The sequence below is a fragment of the Enterobacter cloacae complex sp. SHL022 genome (assembly GCF_049237785.1).
In the GTDB taxonomy this organism is placed as follows: domain Bacteria; phylum Pseudomonadota; class Gammaproteobacteria; order Enterobacterales; family Enterobacteriaceae; genus Enterobacter; species Enterobacter hormaechei_C.
Genome location: NZ_JBMKJH010000001.1, coordinates 199,085 through 225,338 on the forward strand (window position 1 = coordinate 199,085; position 26,254 = coordinate 225,338).

Below are 26,254 nucleotides of genomic sequence, written 5' to 3' on the forward strand. Positions count from 1 at the left end.
TAACAGTAAACCTAACGCAAAAAGTTTTACCGTTACTACATATTTCTTTTACTTCTTTCCAACATCTGCCGTTCCACGCTTTCACCCGGCACGCCTCATTTGTCTCTGCGACGGTGTTTGTCTGCCGCTTGACTTATTTTGTGATAAAGGTACTTTTCAGGACATGAAGAAGATCCTGATTATCGTACCTGACGGTGGCATGTTGTTTGAGGCTGCCGGTATCGCCGACATTCTGATGCAGGCCAACCGGCTGCACCCGGACGGCCTGGCGCAGCCCCGCTACTGCATCATTATCGCCACCACCCAGCCTCACCTGGTGATCCACGGCCAGTCCGGCTTAAACCTGCTGGCGGACTATCGCCTGCCGGAGCTGGATCCGCGCGAGCCGCTGGATACGATCATCATTACCGGTCGTGGCATGAATGAACAGGAAAGCACCGCGGTGGTGGACTGGCTGCACCTGGCCGCGCCGCATGCGCGCCGCGTCGCCTCTGTCTGCGGCGGGGCCCTGCTGCTGGCACAGGCCGGACTGCTCGATGGGCGCCGGGCGACGACCCACTGGCGGCTGCTGGAAACCCTGAAAACCCGCTATCCTGCGGTCAACGTTGAGGGCGGCCCGCTCTATATTCAGGATGGCCCCGTCTGGACGTCCGGCGGCGTCAGTTCCGGGTTTGATCTGACGCTGGCGCTGGTGGAGGATGATTACGGCTTCACCCTCGCCCGCAACGTGGCGCAGGATATGGTGATGTACCTGCGTCGGCCTGGCGGCCAGCTACAGTTCAGCCGCTATAAACTGGAGCAGTCCGGCGCGACCGGACCGGTTAGCGAACTGCAAAGCTGGATCCTGCAAAACCTCACCGCAGATTTGTGCGTCGAAAGGCTGGCCGAACGGGTCGCCATGAGTCCGCGCAATTTCACCCGCGTGTTCACGCGTGACGTCGGTGTACCTCCGGCCCGTTATGTCACCGAAGCGCGCCTGGCCGCCGCACGACAGCTTCTGGAGCAGACCTCGTATCCGCTTGAGGTCATTGCCGAAAAAAGCGGGTTTGGGACCAGCATCAACCTGCGCCGCGTTTTTGAAAAGCAGCTTCATCTCACGCCGGGCGAATATCGCCAGCGCTTCCACTGCCGCAGAATGGCGTAATCTGATCCTTTTTTGTCATTTACGCCATCCGACCTGACACCTAAAGTCACTCCAGACAACACAGATAAGGAGTGCATCATGGTTAAGGTCGGTATTAACGGTTTCGGCCGTATCGGACGTAATGTTCTTCGCGCGGCGCTGGGCAACCCGGATCTCCAGATTGTGGCCATTAACGATCTGACGGACAGTAGAACCCTCGCCCATCTTCTGAAATATGACTCTCTGCTCGGCACGCTGCCGGTGCCCGTTGAAGCGGCGGACGGCGCGCTACAGGTTGACGGGCAACGCATCACCGTGTTCAGTGAACGCGACCCGGGAAACATTGCGTGGAAAGACGCTGGCGTTGAGGTGGTAATCGAAGCCACCGGCTTCTTCACCGAACGTGAAAAAGCAGCGGTGCATATCACGAGCGGCGGCGCAAAACGCGTCATTATTTCCGCCCCGGCTAAAAATGATGATCTGACGGTGGTAATGGGCGTGAACCACACGCTGTACGATCCGGCCCAGCATTTTGTAGTCAGCAACGGGAGTTGCACCACTAATGGTCTGGCGCCAGCGGCGCAGGTGCTGCACCAGCAGTTTGGCATTGAACACGGGCTGATGAACACCACGCATGCCTACACCAACAGCCAGGCGCTGCATGACCAGCCGGAAAAAGATCTGCGCGGCGCGCGCGCGGCAGCATTATCCATTGTGCCTTACTCCAGCGGCGCGGCAAAAGCGCTCGGGAAAGTGATCCCCGAACTTGACGGTAAACTCACCGGATATTCCCTGCGCGTACCGGTTCCGGTGGTGTCGATTGTCGATCTGACGGTGACGCTGAGCCGCAACGTGACCGCCGAAGAGGTGAATGACGCGTTCCGTCAGGCCGCCGTCAGCGGGCCGCTGAAAGGCATCCTGGGCTACAGCGATGAACCGCTGGTCTCCCGTGATTATCAGGGCGACCCGCGCTCATCCATCATCGACGGGCTTTCAACGCTGGTGATCGGCGGGAATATGGTGAAGATCCTGTCGTGGTATGACAACGAATGGGGCTTCTCGAACCGTCTGGTGGATCTGGCGGTGCTTATGGATAAAAAAGGGTTGTAGGGCTTAAGCCGGGTGGCTTGAAGCTTACCCGGCCTTTCTGTGATGTGGTTAAAAATTAAGTAATCCACCCCCGGTGTTGTGAAAGCGCACCCGAATTATCTGGTTATGTGAAAAATGGGATATTCAACACGCGAAGTTAACGATATTCGTCTAAGGTTTTCAGGTAATTGACAACAGCGGTCACGCTGCTCAGTGAAGACAGGAGACGAACCGATGATAAGACCTCGCGCACGACGCCCCGCTTTTTTACCCCTTGCGTTGGCAGGCGCACTACTCGGTGTTACCGCATTTGGTTATGCTGAAGACCAGCCAACGAGCCAGCAAAGCTCACCTGATATTCTTCTTGGCCCCCTCTTTAATGACGTACAGAGCGCCAAACTGTTCCCGGATCAGAAAACCTTCGCGGATGCCGTTCCCAAAAGCGACCCGCTAATGATCCTGGCGGATTACCGGATGCAGCATACCCAGTCCGGTTTTGACCTGCGCCACTTCGTGGAGATGAACTTTATCCTGCCGAAGGAGGGTGAGAAATATGTTCCCCCTGAGGGCCAGAGCCTGCGCGAACACATAGACGATCTGTGGCCTGTTCTGACCCGCACCACCGACAAAGCGAACAAATGGGACTCCCTCCTGCCTCTGCCAAAACCCTATGTCGTGCCGGGAGGACGCTTCCGCGAAGTCTATTACTGGGACAGCTATTTCACCATGCTGGGGCTGGCCGAGAGCGGCCACTGGGATAAGATCGGCGACATGGTGGACAACTTCGCTTACGAGCTTGATACCTGGGGCCATATCCCTAACGGTAACCGCACCTACTACCTGAGCCGCTCTCAGCCGCCGTTCTTCTCGCTGATGGTGGAATTGCTGGCCACGCATGACAGCGACGCGTTAAAGAAATACCGTCCGCAGATGGAAAAAGAGTATGCCTACTGGATGGAGGGGGCTGATGGGCTCCAGCCTGGTCAGGCGAACAAACGCGTGGTGAAGCTGGATGACGGCGCGATCCTCAACCGCTACTGGGACGATCGGGACACGCCGCGCCCTGAGTCGTGGCTGGATGACGTCACCACCGCCAAAAATAACCCTAACCGTCCGGCCACCGAGATCTATCGCGATCTGCGCTCTGCCGCGGCCTCGGGCTGGGATTTCAGCTCCCGCTGGATGGACGATCCTCAGAAGCTGGATACCATCCGCACCACCAGCATCGTGCCGGTGGATCTGAATGCGCTGATGTTTAAGATGGAAAAACTGCTGGCCCGTGCCAGCCAGGAAGACGGGGATACCGCCAGCGCAAGTAAATATGACGCGCTGGCCTCCGCGCGTCAGAAAGCCATAGAGAGCCACCTGTGGAACGATAAAGAGGGCTGGTATGCGGATTACGATCTGAAAACCAGGAAGGTGCGTAATCAGCTGACTGCCGCGGCCCTCTTCCCGCTGTATGTGAAGGCCGCATCACAGGATCGCGCCGATAAAGTGGCCGCAGCCGCATCGTCGCGCCTGCTGAAACCGGGCGGTATTTCTACCACCACCATCAACAGCGGGCAGCAGTGGGATGCGCCGAACGGCTGGGCGCCGTTGCAGTGGGTAGCGGTGGAAGGGTTGCAGAACTATGGTCAGCAGAAAGTGGCGATGGACGTGACCTGGCGTTTCCTGAAAAACGTTCAGCATACCTACGATCGCGAGAAGAAACTGGTTGAGAAGTACGATGTCTCTTCGACCGGTACCGGCGGTGGCGGCGGTGAGTATCCGTTGCAGGACGGTTTCGGCTGGAGTAACGGCGTGACGCTCAGGATGCTGGACATGGTCTGCCCGAAAGAGAAGCCATGCGACACCGTACCGGAGAATCAGCCTGCGGCAAACGATGATGTTGCACCTGCGAAACAGGCGGCGCAGTAGCGCCCCTCACCCTGACCCTCTCCCCAAAGGGGCGAGGGTCAGGGTCCGTGCAATAAAGTGACCCGCTAGCGCCACCGGGCTTTTTTCAGAAGCTGTAACTCGCCCCGACCTGGAAGGTGCGGTCGCGGCCTATCCAGCAGTTGGTCGCGTCATAGCAGGTGAGCGTCTCTTTGTTGGTGACGTTCTGCGCGCTCGCTTTCAGCGTCAGCCCCTCCAGCGATGGCGCCAATTCGCCCATGCGGTAAGATGCCGCCAGATCGTACTGCGTCGTACCGCCCAGCTTGCCTGCGTCGTTGGCTGGCGAGATCTCCATCGGCCCGGTGTAGCGTGCGCCTCCCCCCAGCGTTACCCCTCTCAGCGGCGTGCTGTCGAAGGTGTAATCGCCCCACAGATTAAAGGCGTTCTCAGGGACCTGCGTCGGTCGTTTGCCCTGGTACTTGTCATCTTCGGTATTGATGGCGTGGGTGTAGGCATAGTTGGCAATCAGCGTCAGGTTATCCGTTGGACGACTCATAGCGGAAAGCTCCGCGCCTTTCGATTCCACTTCCCCGGTCTGGCGATAGTTGAGGAAGCCCGGATCGCTGGTCACCACATTTTTCTGACGAATGTTAAACACCGAGGCGGTGAAGGTGGTTGCGTATTCCGCCAGCAGGTATTTCACCCCACCCTCCACCTGCTTGCTGGTGGTGGGCTTAACGTCTTTCGCGGTCAGCGTGCCCTGCGGCGATACTGGGGCGAACCCTTCTGAATAGCTGATAAACGGCGAGAGTCCATTGTCGAAGGCATAAAGCGCGCCCAGTCGTTTGGTGAGGCGATCCTGCGATACCCAGGCTTTGTCACCGTTTTGCAGATAGTTAGTGGTGACGGAACGGTAGTCGTCATAGCGCAGGCTGGCCAGCATGTTCAGCCCGCCAAACGCAATCTGCTCCTGGAGGTAATAGCCATTCTGCTGATAGCTGAGTCGGTTTTTCTGCGCGGTTTCAAGCCCCAGCGCATCGTTATCGATCTGCGAGTGATCCGGATGACGCATATCGATACCCGGGGTGGATGAGGCGTAACGATAATGGAAGTGAGAGTTCAGCTTCTGGTAGTCAAAGCCCGCCAGCAGATGATGTTTCCAGTCCCCCAGCGCGACGGTTCGGGTGACCTGGTTATCAATATTGAAGCTCTGCAAATCTTCATCCGTGGTATAGGCGAAGCGGTTAAGCTGGTAGACCTCGCTGCCCGTCCCGGTGGAATAGGCGCTGCGCTGGTGGGTGTCCACGTCAAAGTAGCGCGCTTTCTGGTTAAAGCCCCAGCCACTGTCAAACTCATGCTCAAAGCTGTATCCCAGCATCCACTGGCGCTGCTTAAAGCCGCTCCACTCATCCCCGGCATAGTCACGACGATCGGCGTATTTAGACCGCAGATAGCTTAGCGGCATCGGATCAGACGGCGTCAGGCTCGGCGTATTTTGCGCCAGCGCGTCAATGGTCAGGCGCGTTTTGTCATCAGGCTGCCAGGTCACGGAGGGGGCCACCAGATAGTTTTCATAGCGCGTGGTGTGCGCCTGTTCGTCACTTTCCGTCGCTTTGCCCAGCAGGCGATAGTTCCAGTCGCTGTTCGCGATCTGCCCCGTGGAGTCCAGGTATCCCTCCTTCAGATTGCGGTTTCCGGTATTAAAGCCCAGTTCCGTTTTCGCCTCTTTCTGCGGCTTTTTACTCTGAATATTGACCAGCCCGCCCGGTGAGCCGCCGCCATACAGCACGGATGACGGCCCCTTCAGGATATCGACGCTCTCAATCAGCAGCGGATCGATTCGCGCTTTGGTGTTCCCGGTGACGTTATAGGGAAGTTGCAGGCCGTTGTAGAACTCCTGATCGACGTTGAACCCGCGGATTTTGTACTCGCTCATGTAAGAGGTGCTCCCGCGCACCTCCGTGGAAACGCCCGGCGCATAGCGCAGGATCTCGTTTACCGAACTGGCGTGCCGCTGCTCAATCTCTTTAGCGGCAATGGTGTTGATCACCTGCGGCGTTTTACTTTCCGCGACGGCTGATTTCGTGGCGCTGTTGGTCCAGGCAGGAAGCGCGCTGCCCTGCTCTGTGCCTGTCACCACGATGGTGGATTCTTCTGCGAAAGCCTGTGTTTGCAATGCCAGCGTGACGGCGCCTGCCAACGCGCATAACGCAAAACGTGAAGTGCTCATAGTGTCGTCTTGTTATTAGATGGTATTGGGAACGGCAATTATTATCATTTCCATTAGCAAATCAATATCGGCGGAGAAAAACAGATCGTTTGTATTAAGTTTCATGCCCGCGTGCCGATAACCCAGAGACAGTCTGTCATCTATCGAGGAGCCATCTGGCGTGAGTAGCTACAGTGAGCAGTTCCTGAAACAAAATCCGCTGGCTGTATTAGGGGTGTTACGCGACCTGAAAAAAGGCGAGGTGCCGCTGCGCATCAACTGGTCAACCAGCCAGTTTATCAGCAAGATCCTGGACGTGACGGCAGAGCACCTGATCGTCGATCTGGGTAGCCAGAGCGATGAAAACCGTGCCGCGCTACAGGCAGAGAATCTCTCGGTGATGGCCGAAACGCAGGGGGCGAAAGTCGAGTTTGTGCTGCCTCGTCTGACCACGATCGCGTACCAGGGTTTGCCTGCGTTTATCGCTCCCCTGCCCGCTAACCTCTGGTTCGTGCAACGCCGGGAGTTTTTTCGCATCAGCGCTCCGCTTCACCCGGCCTATTTCTGTAAGGCAAAAATGCCGGACAAAAAAGAGATTCGCTTTCGTCTCTTCGACCTGTCACTGGGCGGGATGGGCGCGTTAATGGATACGCCGAAGCCGGAAGGGCTGGTGGAAGGTATGCGTTTTAGTCAGATTGAGCTGGATATGGGCGGATGGGGACGCTTCTGGTTTGACGCCCAGCTGATTGCCATCAGCGAGCGCAAGGTGGTGGACAGCAAAAACGAAACCATTACCACGCCGCGACTGAGCTTTCGCTTTCTGAATGTCGGGCCAGGCGCCGAACGCGAACTACAGCGCATCATCTTCTCACTGGAGCGTGAAGCGCGGGAACGCGCGAATAAAGTGCGCTGATAGGCGTCGGGCAGCGTGCTGCCGCCCGACAAAGGCGTTACATAGCGTCCATCGCTTTCTGGACTTTCCAGATATAACGTGGAGCCTGTGCTGACGGATGATTCTTCACAACGTGCTCGAAGAATTCATCTTTATCCATATCGTTAATCTCTTCTATCGCCTCTTTGCGATCGGATGAGAAGGTTCGGAGCAGCGCGCCGGCTCCGTTAACGTACGACACCACCAGTGCATATTGCATCACTTCCGGATCGTCAATCCCCTTCAGAATGCCATGCTCGAGAATGCTCAGGTAAGCGGTTCCCATAGAGATATTACGCTCCGGGTTTTTCAGCTCGCTGGTGGATGGCTGTCCCTTCCAGCCCATGTAGCGATAGACCTCTCTTCCCGCCGTCGAGGCTTTTAACTGCATCAGCCCCACCGCATTCGATTTACTCACCAGCGTCGGGTTGCCGCCGGACTCCACGGCAATGATCGCCGTGATCAGACGCGGGCTCACGCCCCAGGCCTTTCCGGCTTGTTCGCTGATCGGCATCCACTGCATGGCCCGCTTTACCGGCACTTCAGGGTTCCAGGGGGGATTTTGATAATCATGTTTTGAACTACAGCCAGCGAGCAGCACAATCAAAAAAGCAAACCATCTCAATTTCACGTCATCTATCCTTATAGCCGGTCATCGCGGTACGTCGCCCCTTGAAGCAGGCGGCGTATAAGCGGCATGATATAGACAATTAGATTCTCATTCAGCAAGGAATTGCCATGCCTCAGTTTCATCTCATCGCACCGTCAGGCTACTGCATCAATCAGGAGGCGGCACAGCGGGGCGTTCAACGCCTGCTGGAAATGGGCCATCAGGTAGAAAATCAGACAATTATCCCCCGCCGCATGCAGCGTTTTGCCGGTACGGAGGCGCAGAGACTGAGCGATATCAACAGCCTGGCGACGCTGGAAGGTGAAAACACCATTGTGCTGGCCGTGCGCGGCGGCTATGGCGCAAGCCGGCTGCTGGAGAGCATCGACTGGGCCGGGCTGGCCGCGCGCCAGCAGCAGGATCCGCTGTTAATCTGCGGACACAGCGATTTCACGGCGATCCAGCTCGGCCTGCTGGCGTTGCATAACGTCATTACCTTTAGCGGCCCGATGCTGGCCGGTAACTTTGGCGCGCCGGAGCTGGATGCGTTTACGCAGGACCATTTCTGGCGCGCCCTGCAAAACCCGACGTTCACCATCGAGTGGCAAGGCAATGGACCGCACTGGGAATGTGAAGGACAGCTGTGGGGCGGCAACCTCGCGATGCTGGTGTCGCTAATTGGTACGCCGTGGTTGCCGCAGATCACGGATGGCATACTGGTGCTGGAAGATATCAATGAACATCCGTTCCGTGTCGAACGCATGCTGTTGCAGCTGTATCACGCCGGGATCCTGGATCGGCAGTCGGCCATTGTGCTGGGCAGTTTTAGCGGTTCAGCCCCCAACGATTACGATGCAGGCTATTCCCTGGAAACGATGATTGATTTCATTCGTTCCCGCCTGGATATCCCGGTGATCGCTGGCCTGGATTTCGGGCATGAGCAGCAAACCGTTACGCTGCCGCTGGGCGCCCGGGCGCACCTTGTACACGATAATTCAGGCAGTCGGTTAACAATCAGCGGTCATCCGGTCTTAAAGGCATAAAAAAGCCGTTATTCCCCCTCAATAATACGCAGTTACCGTTGTTAATATGTTAGGGTTTTAATAACAGCGTTCACATTGAGGTGGGAGTAAGACGACATTGGGTGCCACAGCGATAATCAGTCTTTTCATTCTGGGTTCCATCCTGGTAACCTTCAGCATTTTATTAAGTTCATTTTCATCGCGCCTTGGCATACCTATTCTTGTCATTTTCCTGGCTATCGGCATGCTGGCGGGAGTCGACGGAATCGGCGGTATCCCCTTCGATAATTACCCTTTCGCCTATATGGTGAGTAACCTCGCGCTGGCGGTCATCCTGCTGGACGGCGGTATGCGCACCCAGGCAAGTTCGTTTCGCGTTGCCTTAGGCCCGGCGCTGTCTCTGGCGACCGTCGGGGTGCTGATCACCTCCGGCCTGACCGGTATGATGGCGGCCTGGCTGTTTAACCTCGATATTATGGAAGGCCTGCTGATTGGCGCGATCGTCGGCTCGACCGATGCGGCAGCGGTTTTCTCGCTGCTCGGCGGCAAGGGGCTGAACGAACGTGTTGGCTCCACGCTGGAGATTGAATCCGGCAGTAACGATCCGATGGCGGTATTCCTGACCATCACTCTGATTGAGATGATCCAGCAGCACGAAACCGGCCTGAGCTGGATGTTCGCCTGGCACATCCTCCAGCAGTTTGGCCTGGGGATTATCATTGGTCTCGGCGGCGGTTACCTGTTACAGCAGACGATCAACCGTATTACGCTGCCTTCCGGCCTTTACCCGCTGCTGGCCCTGAGCGGCGGGATCCTGATCTTTGCCGTCACCACCGCGCTGGACGGCAGCGGTATTCTGGCGGTTTACCTTTGCGGTTTCCTGTTGGGCAACCGACCGATTCGCAACCGTCACGCCATTTTGCAGAACTTCGACGGTCTGGCCTGGCTGGCGCAGATTGCCATGTTCCTGGTGCTGGGCCTGCTGGTGACGCCGTCGGACCTGCTGCCTATCGCCGTACCGGCGCTGCTTTTGTCGGCCTGGATGATCTTCTTCGCCCGTCCGCTGTCGGTGTTTGCCGGGCTGCTACCGTTCCGCGGATTTAACCTGCGTGAGCGGATATTTATCAGTTGGGTGGGTCTGCGCGGCGCGGTGCCGATTATTCTGGCAGTGTTCCCGATGATGGCCGGGCTGGACAACGCCCGCCTGTTCTTTAACGTCGCCTTCTTCGTGGTGCTGGTGTCGCTGCTGTTCCAGGGGACGTCGCTGGGCTGGGCGGCGAAAAAAGCCAAAGTGGTGGTACCGCCCATTGGCTGGCCGGTCTCCCGCGTGGGGCTGGATATTCACCCTGAGAATCCCTGGGAACAGTTTGTCTACCAGCTAAGCGCCGATAAGTGGTGCGTGGGCGCGTCCCTGCGCGATCTGCATATGCCCGCTGAAACGCGCATTGCCGCCCTGTTCCGGGATAACGCCCTGCTTCACCCGACCGGCAGCACGCGGCTGCGTGAGAACGATATTCTCTGCGTGATTGGCCGCGAGCGCGACCTGCCTGCCCTCGGCAAGCTGTTCAGCCAGTCGCCCCCGGTGGCGCTGGACCAGCGTTTCTTCGGCGATTTTATCCTCGAAGCCAGCGCCCGCTTTGCGGATGTGGCGCTGATTTATGGCCTGGAAGGTGGACTGGAGAATCGCGATAACCAGCAAACACTGGGTGAAATTATTCAGCAATTATTAGGGGCTGCGCCGGTCGTCGGTGACCAGGTGGAGTTTGCCGGGATGATCTGGACGGTAGCCGAGAAAGAAGATAATGCGGTGCGCAAAGTCGGCGTAAGGCCGATGGAGGAAGAGGCGGAGTAGCTGCTTTTTTGCCGGGTGGCGCTAACGCTTACCCGACCTACTTTCGGGCTTTTGTAGGCCGGGTAAGGCGAAGCCGCCACCCGGCACATACACAAGTTACACCGTCACAACAGGCACTCTGGGTGCCAGCGCGCACATCAGCTCATACCCAACGGTGCCCGCCGCAGCGGCCACATCATCAATTTTAACTTCGTTGCCCCACAGCTCAACCGGTGACCCGATCCCCGCCTGGGGACACGGCGTTAAATCAATGGCCAGCATGTCCATTGAGACGGTGCCTACCGTGCCGGTGCGCACGCCATCGACCCACACCGGCGTGCCGCTCGGGGCGATGCGCGGATAACCATCTGCATAGCCCCCCGCCACGATACCGATACGCTGTTCGCCCGCTGCCCGATAACGGCTGCCATAGCCCACCGTATCGCCCGCTTTTAACGTCTGCACGCCGATAATCTCGCTTCGTAACGTCATCACCGGCTTCAGGCCGCTGTTGGCGATATCCTGCCACTGACCTGAGGGTGACGCGCCGTACAGAACGATCCCCGGACGCACCCAGTTGTAGTGCGCTTCAGGATGCCAGAGCGTTGCCGCTGAGTTCGACAGCGAGCGCGGACAGTCCAGCCCTTCTGCCGCCTGCTCAATGCGGACTATGGCATCGGCAATTCCGTCCGGCTTTTCCGCATCGGCGAAATGCGCCATCAGCGTCATCTCACCGACGTTTTTCAGCGCACGAAGCTGCTGCCAGACCGTGTGCACCCGTTCAGGCTGAAAGCCCAGACGGTTCATCCCGCTGTTCACTTTGAGATAGATATCCAGCGGGGCATGCAGCTTCGCGTCCTGAATCGCCTTGATCTGCCAGTTACTATGAATGCTGGTCGTCAGGCGGTACTTATCCAGCAGAGGCAGATCCTGCGCATGGAAGAATCCTTCCAGCAGCAGGATCGGTCCTTTCCAGCCGCGCTCGCGCAGCAGGATGGCCTCTTCCAGATTCAGCAGGGCAAAACCATCGGTGGCGCCGAGCGCACTCCAGATACGGTCGATACCATGACCGTAGGCGTTGGCTTTCACCACCGACCAGACACGAGAACCCGGCGCAGCACGGCGAACAATTTGCAGGTTATCCTTCAGCGCCTGCAAATCCAGCTGGGCCAGAATAGGACGGGACATTGCGACTCCTTAATTATGCGCGCCGTGCAGGTGTTGTGGACGCGATGGGGTAAACCCTGATTGATAGCGTGCGGCGCTCAAATCGTCAAACGGAATTGCCGGCGTCCGCCCGGAGATCAGGTCGCTCAGCAGCTGGCCCGAACCGCAGGCCATGGTCCAGCCAAGCGTGCCGTGGCCGGTGTTGGTCCACAAATTTTTGTATGGCGTACGGCCCACAATCGGCGTGCCGTCCGGGGTCATTGGGCGCAGGCCGGTCCAGAACGTCGCCTGCTCAATGAAGCCGCCGCGCGGGAAGAGATCGCCCACGACCATCTCCAGCGTTTCACGACGCGGTTTAAGCAGCTCAGTATTAAAGCCCACGATTTCCGCCATGCCGCCGACGCGGATCCGGTTATCGAAGCGGGTGATGGCGATTTTGTAGGTTTCATCAAGAATGGTCGAGACCGGCGCGCCGCTGTCCTCTTTCACAGGAATGGTCAGGGAGTAGCCTTTCAGCGGATAGACCGGGATATCCAGGATCCCTTTCAGCATCGCGGTTGAGTAGGAGCCAAACGCCATCACGTAGGCATCGGCTTTGATTACCTCTTCCCCACACTTCACGCCGTAAATCTTCTCCCCTTCCGACAGCAGTTTGTCGACAGAAGTATTGAAGCGGAATTTCACCCCGGCCTGCTCACACATGCGCGCCAGACGCTGGGTGAAAAGCTGGCAGTCGCCGGTTTCATCGTTCGGTAAACGCAGACCGCCCGTCAGCTTGTGCGCGACCTCGGCAAGCGCTGGCTCCACCTGCGCCAGCTGGCTGGCTTCCAGCAGCTGATACGGTACGCCCGCATCTTCAAGCACGGCGATATCGCGGGTCGCGTTTTCGTACTGTTGCGCGGTACGGAACAGCTGAAGCGTGCCGCCCTGGCGTCCTTCATATTCAATGCCCGTTGAGGCACGCAGCGCCTTCAGGCAGTCGCGGCTGTATTCCGCCAGACGCACCATGCGCCCTTTGTTTTCCATATAGTGGCGGGTGTCGCAGTTGCGCAGCATCTGCCACATCCACTTAAGCTGGAACTGCGTGCCGTCGAGGCTGATCGCCAGCGGCGCATGTCGCTGAAACATCCATTTGATCGCCTTCAGCGGAACGCCCGGGGCCGCCCACGGCGCAGCGTAGCCCGGGGAGATTTGCCCCGCATTCGCCGCACTGGTTTCCAGCGCCGGACCGGATTCGCGATCGATAACGGTAACCTCATGTCCCGCCTGACTTAAATACCAGGCGCTGGTTACGCCAACGACACCACTTCCCAGTATGACAACACGCATAGCCACTCCATTATGAGCAAAAGAACAATCATCTAATTACAGATTGATAACCTAGTTGAAAATATTATTCAACATATGACTTTTTTATGGTGACTCAACTCACATATCCCGCTGTATCAGGGGATAGCGCTTATTTGGGATCTCCTGCTGCGCGTTATTTTTAACCAGTAGAAAATTCTGTGAGCACCGCTTTTTTTGCCGTATCGAAAACGTGAAATCGCAAAGAAAAAATTTCTGCGCCCCGCGTATTTGAATGGGGTGATCTATGCTTGAAAGGAGGCTCTCCAGTCAGAGAGAGCGACCAACAACGAGGGCGCGCTAATGGCTACACTAGATTCCATGTCCAGGGACAGCACCCGTCTGAGCGATGGACCCGACTGGACCTTCGAGTTGCTGGATGTCTACCTGGCGGAGATCGACCGGGTGGCCAAACTCTATCGTCTGGATACCTACCCCCATCAGATTGAAGTCATCACCTCGGAACAGATGATGGACGCTTACTCCAGCGTCGGGATGCCGATTAACTATCCGCACTGGTCGTTTGGTAAAAAATTCATTGAGACAGAGCGGCTGTATAAGCACGGGCAGCAGGGATTGGCGTATGAAATCGTCATTAACTCTAACCCATGTATTGCCTATCTGATGGAGGAGAACACCATTACCATGCAGGCGCTGGTGATGGCGCACGCCTGCTATGGACATAACTCGTTCTTCAAAAATAACTATCTGTTCCGCAGCTGGACGGACGCCAGCTCAATCGTTGATTACCTCATCTTCGCCCGTAACTACATTACCGACTGCGAAGAGCGCTACGGCGTGGACGAGGTTGAGAAACTGCTGGACTCCTGCCACGCGCTGATGAACTACGGCGTTGACCGCTATAAGCGTCCGCAGAAGATCTCCTTGCAGGAGGAGAAAGCTCGGCAGAAAAGCCGCGAGGAGTATCTGCAAAGCCAGGTGAATATGCTGTGGCGCACCCTGCCAAAACGTGAAGAGGAGAAAACCGTCGCCGAGGCGCGTCGCTACCCTTCCGAGCCGCAGGAAAACCTGCTCTACTTTATGGAGAAAAACGCCCCACTGCTGGAGCCCTGGCAGCGTGAGATCCTGCGCATCGTGCGCAAGGTGAGCCAGTATTTCTATCCGCAGAAGCAAACCCAGGTGATGAACGAAGGCTGGGCGACCTTCTGGCACTACACCATTCTGAACCACCTGTATGACGAGGGAAAAGTCTCCGAACGGTTTATGATGGAGTTCCTGCACAGCCACACCAACGTGGTGTTCCAGCCGGCATATAACAGCCCGTGGTACAGCGGTATTAACCCGTACGCGCTCGGCTTTGCCATGTTCCAGGATATCAAGCGTATTTGTCAGTCGCCCACCGAAGAGGACAAATACTGGTTCCCGGATATTGCCGGTTCCGACTGGCTGGAAACGCTGCACTTCGCGATGCGTGATTTTAAGGATGAGAGCTTTATCAGCCAGTTCATGTCGCCGAAGATCATGCGTGATTTCCGCTTCTTCACCGTACTGGATGATGACCGCAACAACTTCCTGGAGATCTCCGCGATCCACAACGAAGAGGGCTATCGCGAGATCCGCTCGCGCCTGTCGTCCCAGTACAACCTGAGTAATCTTGAACCGAACATTCAGGTGTGGAACGTGGATCTGCGCGGCGATCGCTCTCTGACGTTGCGCTATATTCCGCACAACCGCGCACCGCTGGATAAGGGGCGTAAGGAAGTGCTGAAGCATGTGCATCGCCTGTGGGGATTTGACGTCTTGCTGGAGCAGCAGAACGAAGATGGCAGCGTGGAGCTGCTGGAGCGGTGTCCGGCGCGGTTGAATACGCTGTAGTGGGATTTTTTGCCCGGTGGCGCTACGCTTACCGGGCCTACGGGACCTGTAGGCCGGGTCAGGCGAAGCCGCCACCCGGCGAAAAAAAACCTCTCAATCGAGAGGTTTTTTCTTTTACCGGCCCTGAATCGCTAAATCACCCGGCAGCGTTTTCTGCATCCGGTGCCAGATTTCACCGGAGTCGTGGCCGTAACGACGCACGGTTTCATAGACCTGATCGTGCAGCCCTTCGGTGCAGAGTTTGCTCAGTTTATGATAGAAGCCGAGCGCCAGACTGCGGGCTTCAGGGTTAGCAAAGTAGTGACGACCAATGCGCGTATATAACCCTTTCATTCCATTCAGGATCAAACCGTAAACCGGATTGCCGGAAGCAAACGCCAGACCACGGAACACGTTGTAATCCAGGGTCGCAAAGGCATCCGCGTGGTCTTCCACCTCATTGGCGGTAGCAAGTACCTTCAGCGCATCTTCAGGGTGCTGGCGAAACGCGGTGCGGATGAAAATGGTGGCGATGTTGGTGCGCACGGAAAGCAGATTATCAATCAGCTGCGGTACGCTTTCGTGATCGAGACGCGCCAGCGTTTCCAGAATGTTCAGCCCGGACGTTTCCCAGAAGTTATTCACTTTAGTGGGTTTGCCATGCTGTATCGTCAACCAGCCATCGCGCGCCAGACGCTGGAGCACTTCTCGCAGCGTGGTACGGGTGACGCCAATCAGTTCAGAGAGTTCGCGTTCAGCAGGTAGAATTGATCCCGCAGGGAAACGATTATTCCAGATGCTTTCAATGATGTACTCTTCCGCGAAACCCGCCGGGCTCTGCGCCTTAATGACCATAGTGAGATTTCCATTACACAGCTTTAGCAAATTGCACTCATCATACCAGAGGTGTGCAGAGGCAGATAGCGCAGCAGAGACAGAAAAGAGGGATCGCCGTTTCATTTTTATGAAATTTACAAATGGCTTAATCCCCCGCTCTGCCGCCATTTTTGCGTATACTGATGTCTTGTCTTATTTGACGGGGAAAGGACGTCTGTCGTGGAAATTTCATTTGGGCGCGCGCTGTGGCGCAACTTTTTAGGTCAGTCACCTGACTGGTACAAACTCACTTTACTGGTATTCCTGGTCGTTAATCCCGTTATCTTTTTGCTGGATCCCTTCGTTGCCGGGTGGATGTTGGTCGCCGAGTTTATCTTTACCCTGGCGATGGCGCTGAAGTGCTATCCGCTGTTGCCCGGCGGGCTGCTGGCGCTGGAAGCCGTGGTCATTGGAATGACCAGCGCGGAGCATGTTAAAAACGAGATAGCGTCGAATCTTGAAGTCCTGCTGCTGCTGATCTTCATGGTGGCGGGGATCTACTTTATGAAGCAGCTTCTGCTGTTTATCTTCACCCGTTTGCTGTTGAGCATTCCGTCGAAAACGCTGCTCTCGCTGGCGTTTTGCCTCGCCGCAGCCTTCCTCTCTGCCTTCCTGGATGCGCTGACGGTCGTGGCGGTAGTGATCAGCGTCGCCGTCGGCTTTTACGGGATTTACCACCGGGTGGCCTCGTCTCGTCCTGGCGATAACTTGCAGGACGACAGCCACGTTGAGGCGCACAACCGCGATGTGCTGGAACAGTTCCGCGCATTTCTGCGCAGCCTGATGATGCATGCAGGCGTGGGGACGGCGCTGGGCGGCGTGATGACCATGGTCGGGGAGCCGCAAAACCTGATTATCGCCAAAGCAGCTGAGTGGCATTTTGGCGAATTTTTCCTGCGCATGGCGCCGGTCAGCGTACCCGTGCTGGTCTGCGGGTTAGCCACCTGTGTGCTGGTCGAAAAATTCAACCTCTTTGGGTATGGCGCGACGTTGCCCGATCAGGTCCGCCAGGAGCTGCATAAGTTTGACGAGCAGAGCCGCAAACAACGCACGCGCCAGGAGACGCTGCGCCTGATTGCACAGGGTTTCATCGGCGTGTGGCTTATCGCTGCGCTGGCCTTCCACCTTGCCGAGGTGGGGCTGATTGGCCTGTCGGTAATTATCCTTGCAACCAGCCTGGGCGGCGTTACGGACGAACATGCTATTGGAAAAGCCTTTACCGAAGCGCTGCCGTTTACCGCCCTGCTGGCGGTGTTTTTTGCCGTCGTGGCGGTGATTATTGACCAACATCTGTTCGCGCCGATCATCGCGTTTGTGCTTCAGGCTACGCCAGATTCGCAGCTAACGCTGTTCTATTTGTTTAACGGTCTGTTGTCCTCTATATCCGATAACGTCTTTGTCGGGACGGTATATATCAATGAGGCCAAAGCCGCAATGGAGCAAGGGATTGTCAGCAGTGAACAGTTCGAGCTGCTGGCGGTGGCGATCAACACCGGAACCAACCTCCCCTCCGTGGCAACCCCGAACGGTCAGGCGGCATTCCTCTTCCTTCTGACCTCGGCACTGGCACCACTCATACGACTTTCTTATGGAAGAATGGTCTGGATGGCGCTGCCGTATACGCTGGTGCTTACCCTGGTTGGTTTACTGTGCATCAAAATTACTCTCGTTCCCTGTACGCAATGGTTATTGCAAGCAGGTATACTTGCGGCGCATTAAAATTCGTTTACACTGCGCTGTCTAAGCATGTTCCAGGGAAATGATTATGTTGCGATTTTTGAACCAGTGCTCACGCGGTCGCGGAGCGTGGTTGTTGATGGCCCTGACCGCCTTTGCGCTGGAAATGGTCGCGCTGTGGTTTCAGCATGTGATGGGGCTGAAACCTTGCGTACTGTGTATTTATGAGCGTTGTGCGCTGTTCGGCATTATGGGCGCGGGTCTGGTAGGTGCGATTGCACCCAAATCACCGTTACGCTATGCGGCAATTGCCATCTGGCTGTACAGCGCCGGGAAAGGCATTGCGCTTGCCTGGGAGCACACCCAAATGCAGCTTCACCCGTCGCCGTTTATGACCTGCGATTTTGCCGCCCGCTTCCCGAGCTGGCTGCCGCTGGATAAATGGCTGCCGCAGGTGTTTGTGGCCTCCGGTGACTGCTCTGTACGCCAGTGGGAATTCCTGACGCTGGAGATGCCGCAGTGGCTGGTGGGCATTTTTGTCGCCTACTTTGTGGTGGCGCTGCTGGTGCTGATTGCCCAGCCGTTCAAACCAAAGAAACGCGATCTTTTTGGAAGGTAAAAGCAGAACGGCAACGTCAGTTTTGCAGGTCGGGTAAGCGCAGCGCCACTCGACACAATTGTGAACAATAAAAAACCCGCCTCGGCGGGTTTTTTATTATCACCGATTAGGGTGATTCATAATGTGGTCTTCCCAGTCCCGCACCTCGGACTCTTTCACCGCAATGTGGCGCACGGAAATACGTTCGCCGTGCATCGCCGCTTTCGACCCCGTCAACAGCGGATGCCATGTGGGCAGATCTTTCCCTTCCGCCAGCAGGCGATACGCGCAGGTATGCGGCAGCCACTCAAAGGTCGGTAGATTTTCACGGGTTAACTTGATGCAGTCCGGCTCATATTCGAAACGGCGCTCATAGTTGCGGCACTGGCAGGTTTTGATGTTTAACTGCTTGCAGGCTACGTTGGTGAAATAGATCTCGTCCGAATCTTCATCCATCAGCTTATGCAGGCAGCACTGCCCGCAGCCGTCACACAACGATTCCCACTCCGCGTCGGTCATGTCGTCGAGAGTTTTGCTTTGCCAGAAAGGAATGTCGTTCATCGGGATGTCCACACGTCAAAATAGAGCGCACCTTATAACGAGTCTGGCACGTTGATGCAAGTTTTGCCGCCCTTTTCAGGCGGCAAGGTGCTTTTACAGCACGCGGGTTTTCAGCGACAGGCCGTTAAAACTGACATCCAGTTCGTCGCCGCTAAGCAGCGGCCCCACACCTTCCGGAGTGCCGGTGAGGATCACGTCGCCAGGTTTCAGGGTGAAGAAGCGGCTCATGTAGGCAATCAGCGGAACGATCTTATGGATCATGTCAGCGGTCGTTCCCTGCTGGCGGATCTCGCCGTTGACCTTCAGGCTGAGCGGCGTGTTCTGCGGATCGTCGGTAAATTCACTCACCGGAATGAAACCGGAAATCGGGCATGAATTATCAAAACCCTTCGCTTTTTCCCACGGCTGCCCCGCTTTCTTCATTTTGCCCTGAACATCACGCAGCGTCAGGTCAAGCGCGACACCGTAACCCGCAATCGCTTTCTCTACATGCTCTTCGGTCGCCTGGCGCAGCGTCGCGCCGATCAGCACCGCCAGCTCCACTTCATGATGCACCGAGCCCAGTCCCTGCGGCAGAACCAGCGGCTGGCGAATATCGCACAGTGCGGTTTCTGGCTTAATAAACAGAACCGGCTCTTCCGGCACGGCGCTGCCCATCTCCTGAATATGTTTTGCATAGTTGCTGCCCACGCAGACCACTTTGCTGACGGGATAATCCAGTAATGCACCTTGCCAGTTATGATGTTGATACATGGTCGACCCCTAATCGGTTGATGAGTTGTTCCCGGAAGGACCCGGGCTTATTTCTTTCCGCTCACCTCAAGATGCTGTTTTAATAAATTCTCCGGTGGCGGCGGAAGCTGTAAATAATAGCCCTGCTCGGTTAACGCCTTTTTGACTTTCTCCAGATCGGCGTTCACCAGCTTCTTACGGCCGTCCAGCGGCAGCAGCATCGCCAGCTGCGGTCGGCCAAAGCTTTTCATTAATTCTTCAGGCACGCGGGAAAAATCGTCTTTCTTTTCGACATAAAGGTAGGTCTGGTCGCGGCTGGTACTTCTGTAGATCACACAAAACATGTTTTTACTCTGAATTAACGGGTGGTTGCTTGCCTCAATATACTCCTGACTATAACATGCCTGATACTCTTCGGAATATCGCGGCGATGTGTTGCGGTTAATAGCAAATTGAGTAAGGCCAGGATGTCAAATACGCCCATCGAGCTTAAAGGCAGTAGCTTCACCTTATCAGTGGTTCATTTGCATGATGCAAAACCCGAGGTTATTCGTCAGGCGTTAGAAGACAAAATCGCGCAGGCTCCCGCTTTTCTTAAGCATGCTCCTGTCGTCGTCAATGTAAGCGACCTTGAGGGGCCGGTTAACTGGAAGCGGCTCCAGCAGGCCGTCGCCTCCACGGGGTTGCGCATCGTGGGCATTAGCGGCTGCAAAGACGCAGAGTTAAAAGCCGAAATTGAACGCGCGGGTTTGCCCTTGTTAAACGAGGGCAAAGAAAAAGCCCCACGTGCAACGCCTGCAACCGTTCCCGCTCCCCCGCCTCCGGCGCAAAATGTAGCCCCAGTCACAAAAACGCGATTGATTGATCTGCCGGTTCGTTCCGGTCAGCGCATTTATGCGCCAAACTGTGATCTGATTGTTACAAGCCACGTCAGTGCGGGCGCTGAACTGATTGCAGATGGCAATATTCACGTTTACGGTATGATGCGTGGACGTGCGCTTGCGGGCGCCAGCGGCGATCGAGAAGCACAAATTTTTTGTACTCACCTGACGGCAGAACTGGTGTCTATCGCAGGTGAATATTGGCTGAGCGATAAAATCCCAGCCGAATTTTATGGCAAAGCGGCCCGTCTGCAACTGGCAGATAACGCTTTGACCGTTCAACCGTTAAATTGATCCCTTTTAACAAGGAATTTCTATGGCACGCATTATTGTTGTGACTTCGGGTAAAGGAGGCGTTGGCAAGACCACCTCCAGCGCGGCCATCGCTACTGGTTTGGCCCAGAAGGGAAAGAAAACCGTCGTAATCGACTTCGATATCGGTCTGCGTAACCTGGACCTGATCATGGGTTGCGAGCGTCGCGTGGTGTATGACTTCGTGAACGTCATTCAGGGCGATGCCACCCTTAACCAGGCGCTGATTAAAGATAAGCGTACCGAGAACCTCTACATTCTTCCGGCGTCCCAGACCCGTGATAAAGACGCCCTGACCCGCGAAGGCGTGGAAAAGGTGCTCGACGATCTGAAAAAGATGGAGTTCGACTTTGTGGTCTGCGACTCCCCGGCCGGTATCGAAACCGGCGCGCTGATGGCGCTCTACTTCGCGGATGAAGCCATCATCACCACCAACCCGGAGGTCTCGTCAGTACGTGATTCCGACCGTATTCTCGGCATTCTGGCCTCGAAATCCCGTCGCGCGGAAAATGGCCAGGAGCCAATCAAAGAGCACCTGCTGCTGACCCGCTACAACCCGGGCCGGGTGAACAAAGGTGACATGCTGAGCATGGAAGACGTGCTGGAGATCCTGCGCATCAAACTGGTTGGCGTGATCCCGGAAGATCAGTCCGTGTTGCGCGCCTCTAACCAGGGCGAGCCCGTGATCCTGGATACACAGGCAGACGCGGGTAAAGCGTATGCGGATACCGTTGACCGTCTGCTGGGAGAAGAACGTCCTTTCCGCTTCATTGAAGAAGAGAAGAAAGGTTTCCTCAAACGCCTGTTCGGAGGATAAGTTATGGCATTACTGGACTTTTTTCTCTCGCGGAAAAAAAGCACCGCCAACATCGCAAAAGAACGTCTGCAAATCATTGTTGCGGAACGTCGTCGTAGCGACGCCGAACCGCACTACCTGCCGCAGCTGCGCAAAGACATTCTGGAAGTGATCTGCAAATACGTGCAGATTGACCCAGAAATGGTCACCGTTCAGCTGGAGCAAAAAGACGGGGATATTTCGATTCTGGAGCTGAACGTGACGCTTCCGGAAGCGGAAGAGTCGCGTTAATCCGGTTGTGGTTTTGTAGGCCGGGCAAGCATCGCGCCACCCGGCAATTTCCCCGGTGGCGCTGCGCTTACCGGGGCTACAATTCTTTAGCGCGGATACCCTTCCAGCAGGGTATTCAGGCGTTCGGCCATCAGTTCCCCCCGCCATCCGGCGACCAGCTCCGGTAAACCATTTTGCGGTTTCAACTTCCAGTGCCAGTTCAGCAGCTGGTTAATCTGACGACGTGAAGCCAGCAGTTCGGCACTCAGTTTGCTTTCCCCCGCCACCGTCTGCACCAGCGCTTTGATATCTTTGAATGCCTTGCGGTAGCCCGGCATATCCATCAGGTTAAGCAGTGGTTCTGGCAGTGCGTCCTCCGGCAGCTGCTGAGCTTTCTCTACCAGCGCGAGCAGCGTTTTACCGTGGAAACGGATCTCACTCCCGGAAAGGCCAATGCTGTCCAGTTCGCCAAGGCTACCCGGCATATAGCGCGCCACCGCCCACAGGTGTTCTTCACGCACCACGAAGTTAACCGCCAGATCGCGCTCACGTGCTTTACGCAGACGCCAGTCAGCCAGCAGTTGCAGACAGGCCAGCTGGCGGGTGCGCAGCTGCCAGGCGTTGGTGATGTCACGCCAGGCCTCTTTCGGATCAACCACTTCCTGACGACGCTGCTGCGTCATGCGGCACTCGTCCAGTGCGGCAGACAGCCAACCGGACGCCTCAGCCTCTTTCATAAGCTGGCCGGCAATTGGAAGAAGGTAAAAGACGTCTGCCGCGGCGTATTCAAGCTGACGCGCCGTTAGGGGACGCGCGAGCCAGTCGGTACGCGATTCGCTCTTATCCAGCGTCAGACCGGTGTACTCTTCCACCATCGCGGCGAAGCCCCAGGAGAGCGGACGACCGCTGAACGCCGCGAGGATCTGGGTATCAATCAGCGGCTGCGGCATGATGCCAAAAGTGTTGAGAAAGACTTCCAGATCTTCACTGCCCGCGTGCAGATATTTGGTCACGGCGGTATCCAGCAACAGCTCGCGCATTGGCGCCCAGTCGGTAATGCCGAGGGGGTCAATCAATGACACGTGTTTGCCGTCATACATCTGAATCAGACCCAGCTGCGGATAGTACGTTCGGGTGCGGACAAATTCCGTATCCAGGGCGATAGCAGGAAATTCACGCGTCACCTCGCACAGCGAAGCCAGCTCGTCGTTGGTAGTGATCATCTGGTAATTCAAATCGGACTCTCTTTTGTTTGCGCCCATAAAAAACGCCGGCTTAACCGGCGTCTGGGCGATTAACGTGAAGCTCAGGCCTTATTGTCCACTTTGGCACGGGCTTCGTCACGTAATTCTCGTCGTAATATCTTCCCGACGTTGGATTTCGGCAGCTCATCCCGGAATTCCACCAGCTTCGGCACTTTATAGCCCGTCAGCTGACGGCGACAGAACGTTATCAGCGCATCCTCGGTCAGAGAAGGATCTTTCTTGACCACAAATATCTTCACCGCTTCACCGCTGCTGCCTGAAGGAACGCCCACCGCCGCCACTTCCAGCACGCCGCTGTGCTGCATCACCACGTCTTCGATTTCGTTCGGATAGACGTTGAACCCTGACACCAGGATCATGTCTTTCTTGCGATCGACGATGCGCAGGAAGCCTTCGTCATCCATCACCGCGATGTCGCCCGTGTGCAGCCAGCCGTCTTTGATGATCTCATCCGTGGCATCCGGACGTTGCCAGTAGCCCAGCATCACCTGCGGCCCTCTGACGCATAGCTCCCCTGGCTCACCGTGAGGCACTTCGTTATCCTCATCATCCACCAGTTTTGCTTCCGTCGACGGGACCGGCAGACCGATACTGCCGCTGTGGTAGTCGATGTCATGCGGGTTAACGCTGACCAGCGGGGCGCACTCCGTCAGGCCATAGCCCTCCAGCAGATACTGCCCGGTGAGTTTCACCCAGCGCTCGGCAACAGCCTGCTGAACCGGCATCCCGCCGCCCGCGGAGAGGTGCAGCGTGGAGAAATCGAGCTGCTGGAACTCTTTATTGTTAAGCAGCGCGTTAAACAGGGTGTTCACGCCGGTCATGGCGGTGAACGGGTATTTCGCCAGCTCTTTGACCAGCCCCGGGATATCGCGCGGGTTGGTGATCAATACGTTTTGACCGCCAAGCTCGATAAACAGCAGGCAGTTCATGGTCAGCGCAAAAATGTGATACAGCGGAAGCGCGGTGATCACCAGCTCCTTGCCCGGGTGCAGCAGCGGCCCGTAGGTGGCGTTAACCTGCTCAAGGTTCGCCAGCATGTTACGGTGGGTCAGCATCGCCCCTTTCGCCACGCCGGTGGTGCCGCCCGTGTATTGCAGGAAGGCCAGATCCTCGGACACGATCTCCGGCTTTACGTATTGCATCCGGTAGCCCGCATGCAGGGCGCGGCGGAAGGAGATGGCATCCGGCAGGTGGTATTTCGGCACCAGCCGCTTAACGTATTTAACGACAAAGTTGACCAGCGTACCTTTCGCGGTAGAGAGCTGGTCACCCATGCGCGTCAGGATGACGTGCTTAACCTGAGTTTTTTCAACGACTTTTTCCAGCGTGTGGGCAAAGTTGGAGACAATCACAATCGCCGCCGCGCCGCTGTCATTCAACTGATGTTCCAGCTCGCGCGGGGTATAGAGCGGGTTAACGTTAACCACGATCATCCCTGCCCTGAGGATGCCGAACAGCGCCACCGGGTATTGCAGAAGGTTTGGCATCATCAGCGCGACGCGATCCCCTTTCTGCAAGCCCAACCCTTCCTGTAAATAGGCCGCAAACGCCCGGCTGCGTTCTTCCAGCTTACGGAAGGTCATCACTTCGCCCATATTCACAAACGCGGGCTGGTCAGCGTAGCGCCGTACCGAGTGTTCAAATAGTTCAATCAGGGATTGATAACGGTCAGGATTGATCTCCGCAGGGACATCCGCGGGATAACGGTTAAGCCAAACCTTTTTCAATGCATCACCTCTGAAATGAGTGTTCGTCGTCATCACAGCCCCGATAATAAACAGTTTGTTAACATTATATTAACTCAGCGTACCAGTTTATTAATTGTTCAGATTGCAGGTTGCGAAGCGCGTCACTCTTTTTTTTCGTTTTATCCGTAAAAAAACAGAGACAGCGGCTGAGCCGCTGTCTCTTTCCTAGCAATAACAGTAACTTACTCAGTTACTATTGTTTGAACCTGTGCAGGGCCTGGATTGTACCACCCCCAGCCACCGTAGCCGTAACGATACGGATGCGGTCCCCACATCCACGGATCGATTGGCTGTGGCGGCATCACCACCTGCTGGGCGATACGCCAGCGTTTGTAGCCGTTCACCTGCATGGTCATAAATTTGTATGGCGTATTGCCGATTTTCCCCGCCACCGAACCGGTAATCGGCCCGACGACGGTCACCAGCTGCCCGCGGAAATCTACCGGATCGAGGAAGCCGCTGACGTCAGCGTAGATCCGCCCGCGCGAGGCTTCACCCAGAACAGGCCGCGCGCCGTCGTCCAGTGGAACGGTGGCAATCTCCAGCCGGGTTTTCCCCTGCTGGTTTAGCACTTCAACCACCTTGCCGCCAAACCGCGCTTCCTGCCCGACATACAGCTCCGGGGCATTCATCACGCGTACCAGATCCTGCTGTGGCGTCGGGCTGGTGCCCTTGATCGCATCAGGAACGGTGACGCACCCGCTCAGTGCTATGGCAACCGCGCCTGCCATAAAAAAGCGTACAACTTTAGTCTGAACCGCCATGATGCGACTCCTTTTTCTCAGTTCCTGTTACTGAGATTCACTCGCGGCCAGGAAGTTTCTTCCACGCGACGGTGTTTCGTAAATAAACCGGTTCAGCGTGTTCAACCGCCACGGTTTTTCCTGCGGCAAGCAGCTGACAGGCAATCGGCAGCATATCTTCGGCGGCGGGCAGGAGCATGTTACCGTCCACCAGCGTAAGGCCGGTGTCCTTCGCCATCTCCGGCCACGCCGCCCAGCCGGTTCCGACCGTCGCCCACTCACCGGAGAGCTGTTTCAGGCGCCCGGTGACGGCTTCAGGTTTAAGCACCGCTTCCGTCTCTTCGCCGTGCCAGACGCCGTTTTCGTCACGGGTGTACTCCGCCCAGTAGACTTCCCCCATGCGGGCATCAATCGCAGCCAGCACGCGGGTGGCGCCGGTCATGCGCCATGCTCCCTGGGCCATGGTCGCAAGCGTGGAGACGCCGATCATCGGCAGGTCAGCGCCCAGCGCCAGCCCCTGCGCAATGCCAATCCCGATACGTACGCCCGTAAAGCTGCCCGGACCACGGCCGTAGGCCAGCGCGTCGAGGTCAGTCAGGGCGGTGTTGCCCTCGGTTAAAATGGTTTTTACCAGGGGCAGAATACGTTGGGTGTGTTCCCGTGGGCACTCTTCGAAATGAGCAAAAATCGTACCGTCGTTCCACAGGGCAACGGAACAGGCCTCTGTCGCGGTATCAATAGCCAGAATTCGCATCAGTCGTCGCGCTCTCGCAATG

23 protein-coding genes and 2 pseudogenes are annotated in these 26,254 nt (G+C 56.5%); 12 read left to right on the forward strand and 13 right to left on the reverse strand.

Features of this window, described 5'->3' with window-relative positions; translation table 11 throughout:
• The first annotated feature begins 163 nt into the window (after positions 1 to 163).
• The 3 genes from ACOTZD_RS00960 to ACOTZD_RS00970 all read left to right on the forward strand — a co-directional run bounded on the left by ACOTZD_RS00960 (position 164) and on the right by ACOTZD_RS00970 (position 4,129).
• Positions 164 to 1,144: a GlxA family transcriptional regulator gene (locus tag ACOTZD_RS00960; RefSeq protein ID WP_022651417.1), complete on the forward strand. Its 981-nt coding sequence runs from the start codon at positions 164 to 166 to the stop codon at positions 1,142 to 1,144.
• Positions 1,145 to 1,222: 78 nt separating this feature from the next.
• A complete protein-coding gene (gap, locus tag ACOTZD_RS00965; RefSeq protein WP_045332133.1) occupies positions 1,223 to 2,233 on the forward strand; it encodes a type I glyceraldehyde-3-phosphate dehydrogenase in 1,011 nt (336 codons plus the stop codon).
• A 213-nt stretch (positions 2,234 to 2,446) separates the two neighbouring features.
• Positions 2,447 to 4,129 (forward strand): alpha,alpha-trehalase, encoded by a 1,683-nt coding sequence (locus tag ACOTZD_RS00970; protein ID WP_045332135.1) that lies wholly within the window; start codon positions 2,447 to 2,449, stop codon positions 4,127 to 4,129.
• Between the two features lie 85 nt (positions 4,130 to 4,214).
• Here ACOTZD_RS00970 and ACOTZD_RS00975 read toward each other — a convergent pair whose 3' ends face one another.
• Positions 4,215 to 6,317, reverse strand: coding sequence for a TonB-dependent siderophore receptor (locus ACOTZD_RS00975; RefSeq protein ID WP_421636242.1), 2,103 nt, complete (start codon positions 6,315 to 6,317; stop codon positions 4,215 to 4,217).
• 160 nt (positions 6,318 to 6,477) lie between these two features.
• Between ACOTZD_RS00975 and ycgR the strand changes: the two genes are divergently transcribed.
• The gene (gene ycgR / locus ACOTZD_RS00980; protein WP_022651421.1) at positions 6,478 to 7,209 is read left to right on the forward strand and encodes a flagellar brake protein YcgR; all 732 of its coding nucleotides are present in this window, start codon (positions 6,478 to 6,480) and stop codon (positions 7,207 to 7,209) included.
• 37 nt (positions 7,210 to 7,246) lie between these two features.
• Here ycgR and emtA read toward each other — a convergent pair whose 3' ends face one another.
• Positions 7,247 to 7,858 (reverse strand): membrane-bound lytic murein transglycosylase EmtA, encoded by a 612-nt coding sequence (gene emtA / locus ACOTZD_RS00985; protein WP_017384310.1) that lies wholly within the window; start codon positions 7,856 to 7,858, stop codon positions 7,247 to 7,249.
• 107 nt (positions 7,859 to 7,965) lie between these two features.
• Between emtA and ldcA the strand changes: the two genes are divergently transcribed.
• Positions 7,966 to 8,880 carry a muramoyltetrapeptide carboxypeptidase gene (gene ldcA, locus ACOTZD_RS00990; protein WP_023324854.1) on the forward strand — a complete coding sequence of 305 codons (915 nt, stop codon included), beginning with the start codon at positions 7,966 to 7,968 and terminating at the stop codon, positions 8,878 to 8,880.
• 97 nt (positions 8,881 to 8,977) lie between these two features.
• Positions 8,978 to 10,645 (forward strand): annotated as a pseudogene (locus ACOTZD_RS00995) (potassium/proton antiporter); the annotation flags it as partial.
• Here ACOTZD_RS00995 and ACOTZD_RS01000 read toward each other — a convergent pair.
• The 3 genes and pseudogenes from ACOTZD_RS01000 to ACOTZD_RS01010 form a co-directional block, all read right to left on the reverse strand.
• A pseudogene (locus ACOTZD_RS01000) lies at positions 10,598 to 10,702 on the reverse strand (hypothetical protein); the annotation flags it as partial. The pseudogenes ACOTZD_RS00995 and ACOTZD_RS01000 sit on opposite strands and share 48 nt — an antisense overlap.
• A gap of 105 nt (positions 10,703 to 10,807) precedes the next feature.
• A complete protein-coding gene (dadX, locus tag ACOTZD_RS01005) occupies positions 10,808 to 11,878 on the reverse strand; it encodes a catabolic alanine racemase DadX (protein WP_023324856.1) in 1,071 nt (356 codons plus the stop codon).
• A 9-nt stretch (positions 11,879 to 11,887) separates the two neighbouring features.
• Positions 11,888 to 13,186, reverse strand: coding sequence for a D-amino acid dehydrogenase (locus tag ACOTZD_RS01010; RefSeq protein ID WP_015570317.1), 1,299 nt, complete (start codon positions 13,184 to 13,186; stop codon positions 11,888 to 11,890).
• Positions 13,187 to 13,507: 321 nt separating this feature from the next.
• On the opposite strand from ACOTZD_RS01010, the gene ACOTZD_RS01015 reads away from it, so the two are divergent.
• Positions 13,508 to 15,040, forward strand: coding sequence for a SpoVR family protein (locus ACOTZD_RS01015; RefSeq protein ID WP_022651425.1), 1,533 nt, complete (start codon positions 13,508 to 13,510; stop codon positions 15,038 to 15,040).
• 114 nt (positions 15,041 to 15,154) lie between these two features.
• Here the strand turns inward: ACOTZD_RS01015 and fadR are convergent, their stop codons facing one another.
• The gene (gene fadR, locus ACOTZD_RS01020; protein WP_003859951.1) at positions 15,155 to 15,874 is read right to left on the reverse strand and encodes a fatty acid metabolism transcriptional regulator FadR; all 720 of its coding nucleotides are present in this window, start codon (positions 15,872 to 15,874) and stop codon (positions 15,155 to 15,157) included.
• A gap of 201 nt (positions 15,875 to 16,075) precedes the next feature.
• Here fadR and nhaB point away from each other — a divergent pair, with 201 nt between their 5' ends.
• The gene (nhaB, locus tag ACOTZD_RS01025; protein WP_023314322.1) at positions 16,076 to 17,614 is read left to right on the forward strand and encodes a Na(+)/H(+) antiporter NhaB; all 1,539 of its coding nucleotides are present in this window, start codon (positions 16,076 to 16,078) and stop codon (positions 17,612 to 17,614) included.
• A gap of 46 nt (positions 17,615 to 17,660) precedes the next feature.
• On the forward strand, positions 17,661 to 18,191 hold the full coding sequence (dsbB, locus tag ACOTZD_RS01030; protein WP_017693268.1) for a disulfide bond formation protein DsbB: 531 nt from the start codon (positions 17,661 to 17,663) through the stop codon (positions 18,189 to 18,191).
• A gap of 99 nt (positions 18,192 to 18,290) precedes the next feature.
• Here dsbB and ACOTZD_RS01035 read toward each other — a convergent pair whose 3' ends face one another.
• The 3 genes from ACOTZD_RS01035 to ACOTZD_RS01045 form a co-directional block, all read right to left on the reverse strand.
• Positions 18,291 to 18,731, reverse strand: a complete 441-nt coding sequence (locus tag ACOTZD_RS01035) for a YcgN family cysteine cluster protein (RefSeq protein ID WP_015570314.1) — start codon at positions 18,729 to 18,731, stop codon at positions 18,291 to 18,293.
• 93 nt (positions 18,732 to 18,824) lie between these two features.
• A complete protein-coding gene (locus ACOTZD_RS01040; RefSeq protein ID WP_003859945.1) occupies positions 18,825 to 19,484 on the reverse strand; it encodes a fumarylacetoacetate hydrolase family protein in 660 nt (219 codons plus the stop codon).
• A 47-nt stretch (positions 19,485 to 19,531) separates the two neighbouring features.
• The gene (locus ACOTZD_RS01045; RefSeq protein ID WP_006810982.1) at positions 19,532 to 19,807 is read right to left on the reverse strand and encodes a YcgL domain-containing protein; all 276 of its coding nucleotides are present in this window, start codon (positions 19,805 to 19,807) and stop codon (positions 19,532 to 19,534) included.
• 123 nt (positions 19,808 to 19,930) lie between these two features.
• On the opposite strand from ACOTZD_RS01045, the gene minC reads away from it, so the two are divergent.
• Genes minC through minE form a run of 3 tightly spaced genes read left to right on the forward strand, consistent with a single transcriptional unit; the run spans position 19,931 to position 21,743 of the window.
• Positions 19,931 to 20,638 (forward strand): septum site-determining protein MinC, encoded by a 708-nt coding sequence (gene minC / locus ACOTZD_RS01050; protein WP_017384318.1) that lies wholly within the window; start codon positions 19,931 to 19,933, stop codon positions 20,636 to 20,638.
• A 22-nt stretch (positions 20,639 to 20,660) separates the two neighbouring features.
• Positions 20,661 to 21,473: a septum site-determining protein MinD gene (gene minD / locus ACOTZD_RS01055; RefSeq protein ID WP_003859938.1), complete on the forward strand. Its 813-nt coding sequence runs from the start codon at positions 20,661 to 20,663 to the stop codon at positions 21,471 to 21,473.
• 3 nt (positions 21,474 to 21,476) lie between these two features.
• A complete protein-coding gene (minE, locus tag ACOTZD_RS01060) occupies positions 21,477 to 21,743 on the forward strand; it encodes a cell division topological specificity factor MinE (RefSeq protein WP_003859937.1) in 267 nt (88 codons plus the stop codon).
• A gap of 86 nt (positions 21,744 to 21,829) precedes the next feature.
• Here the strand turns inward: minE and rnd are convergent, their stop codons facing one another.
• The 4 genes from rnd to tsaB form a co-directional block, all read right to left on the reverse strand.
• Positions 21,830 to 22,945, reverse strand: coding sequence for a ribonuclease D (rnd, locus tag ACOTZD_RS01065; protein WP_122959317.1), 1,116 nt, complete (start codon positions 22,943 to 22,945; stop codon positions 21,830 to 21,832).
• Between the two features lie 83 nt (positions 22,946 to 23,028).
• Positions 23,029 to 24,714 (reverse strand): long-chain-fatty-acid--CoA ligase FadD, encoded by a 1,686-nt coding sequence (gene fadD, locus ACOTZD_RS01070; protein WP_003859933.1) that lies wholly within the window; start codon positions 24,712 to 24,714, stop codon positions 23,029 to 23,031.
• Positions 24,715 to 24,917: 203 nt separating this feature from the next.
• Positions 24,918 to 25,499 (reverse strand): Slp family lipoprotein, encoded by a 582-nt coding sequence (locus tag ACOTZD_RS01075; RefSeq protein WP_003859931.1) that lies wholly within the window; start codon positions 25,497 to 25,499, stop codon positions 24,918 to 24,920.
• Positions 25,500 to 25,536: 37 nt separating this feature from the next.
• Positions 25,537 to 26,232, reverse strand: coding sequence for a tRNA (adenosine(37)-N6)-threonylcarbamoyltransferase complex dimerization subunit type 1 TsaB (gene tsaB / locus ACOTZD_RS01080; RefSeq protein ID WP_045332149.1), 696 nt, complete (start codon positions 26,230 to 26,232; stop codon positions 25,537 to 25,539).
• Positions 26,233 to 26,254: the final 22 nt, after the last annotated feature.

What these genes read in the sequence shown, in the direction of transcription:
- ACOTZD_RS01040 (WP_003859945.1), bottom strand. Translation starts at nt 19,484, where the DNA reads ATGTATCAACATCATAACTGGCAAGGTGCATTACTGGATTATCCCGTC.
- gap (WP_045332133.1), top strand. Translation starts at nt 1,223, where the DNA reads ATGGTTAAGGTCGGTATTAACGGTTTCGGCCGTATCGGACGTAATGTT.
- dsbB (WP_017693268.1), top strand. Translation starts at nt 17,661, where the DNA reads ATGTTGCGATTTTTGAACCAGTGCTCACGCGGTCGCGGAGCGTGGTTG.
- ACOTZD_RS00960 (WP_022651417.1), top strand. Translation starts at nt 164, where the DNA reads ATGAAGAAGATCCTGATTATCGTACCTGACGGTGGCATGTTGTTTGAG.
- ACOTZD_RS00970 (WP_045332135.1), top strand. Translation starts at nt 2,447, where the DNA reads ATGATAAGACCTCGCGCACGACGCCCCGCTTTTTTACCCCTTGCGTTG.
- ACOTZD_RS01010 (WP_015570317.1), bottom strand. Translation starts at nt 13,186, where the DNA reads ATGCGTGTTGTCATACTGGGAAGTGGTGTCGTTGGCGTAACCAGCGCC.
- dadX (WP_023324856.1), bottom strand. Translation starts at nt 11,878, where the DNA reads ATGTCCCGTCCTATTCTGGCCCAGCTGGATTTGCAGGCGCTGAAGGAT.
- minC (WP_017384318.1), top strand. Translation starts at nt 19,931, where the DNA reads ATGTCAAATACGCCCATCGAGCTTAAAGGCAGTAGCTTCACCTTATCA.
- ACOTZD_RS01045 (WP_006810982.1), bottom strand. Translation starts at nt 19,807, where the DNA reads ATGTTTTGTGTGATCTACAGAAGTACCAGCCGCGACCAGACCTACCTT.
- ACOTZD_RS01015 (WP_022651425.1), top strand. Translation starts at nt 13,508, where the DNA reads ATGGCTACACTAGATTCCATGTCCAGGGACAGCACCCGTCTGAGCGAT.
- ACOTZD_RS01035 (WP_015570314.1), bottom strand. Translation starts at nt 18,731, where the DNA reads ATGAACGACATTCCTTTCTGGCAAAGCAAAACTCTCGACGACATGACC.
- ldcA (WP_023324854.1), top strand. Translation starts at nt 7,966, where the DNA reads ATGCCTCAGTTTCATCTCATCGCACCGTCAGGCTACTGCATCAATCAG.
- minD (WP_003859938.1), top strand. Translation starts at nt 20,661, where the DNA reads ATGGCACGCATTATTGTTGTGACTTCGGGTAAAGGAGGCGTTGGCAAG.
- ACOTZD_RS00975 (WP_421636242.1), bottom strand. Translation starts at nt 6,317, where the DNA reads ATGAGCACTTCACGTTTTGCGTTATGCGCGTTGGCAGGCGCCGTCACG.
- tsaB (WP_045332149.1), bottom strand. Translation starts at nt 26,232, where the DNA reads ATGCGAATTCTGGCTATTGATACCGCGACAGAGGCCTGTTCCGTTGCC.
- ACOTZD_RS01075 (WP_003859931.1), bottom strand. Translation starts at nt 25,499, where the DNA reads ATGGCGGTTCAGACTAAAGTTGTACGCTTTTTTATGGCAGGCGCGGTT.
- rnd (WP_122959317.1), bottom strand. Translation starts at nt 22,945, where the DNA reads ATGATCACTACCAACGACGAGCTGGCTTCGCTGTGCGAGGTGACGCGT.
- fadR (WP_003859951.1), bottom strand. Translation starts at nt 15,874, where the DNA reads ATGGTCATTAAGGCGCAGAGCCCGGCGGGTTTCGCGGAAGAGTACATC.
- minE (WP_003859937.1), top strand. Translation starts at nt 21,477, where the DNA reads ATGGCATTACTGGACTTTTTTCTCTCGCGGAAAAAAAGCACCGCCAAC.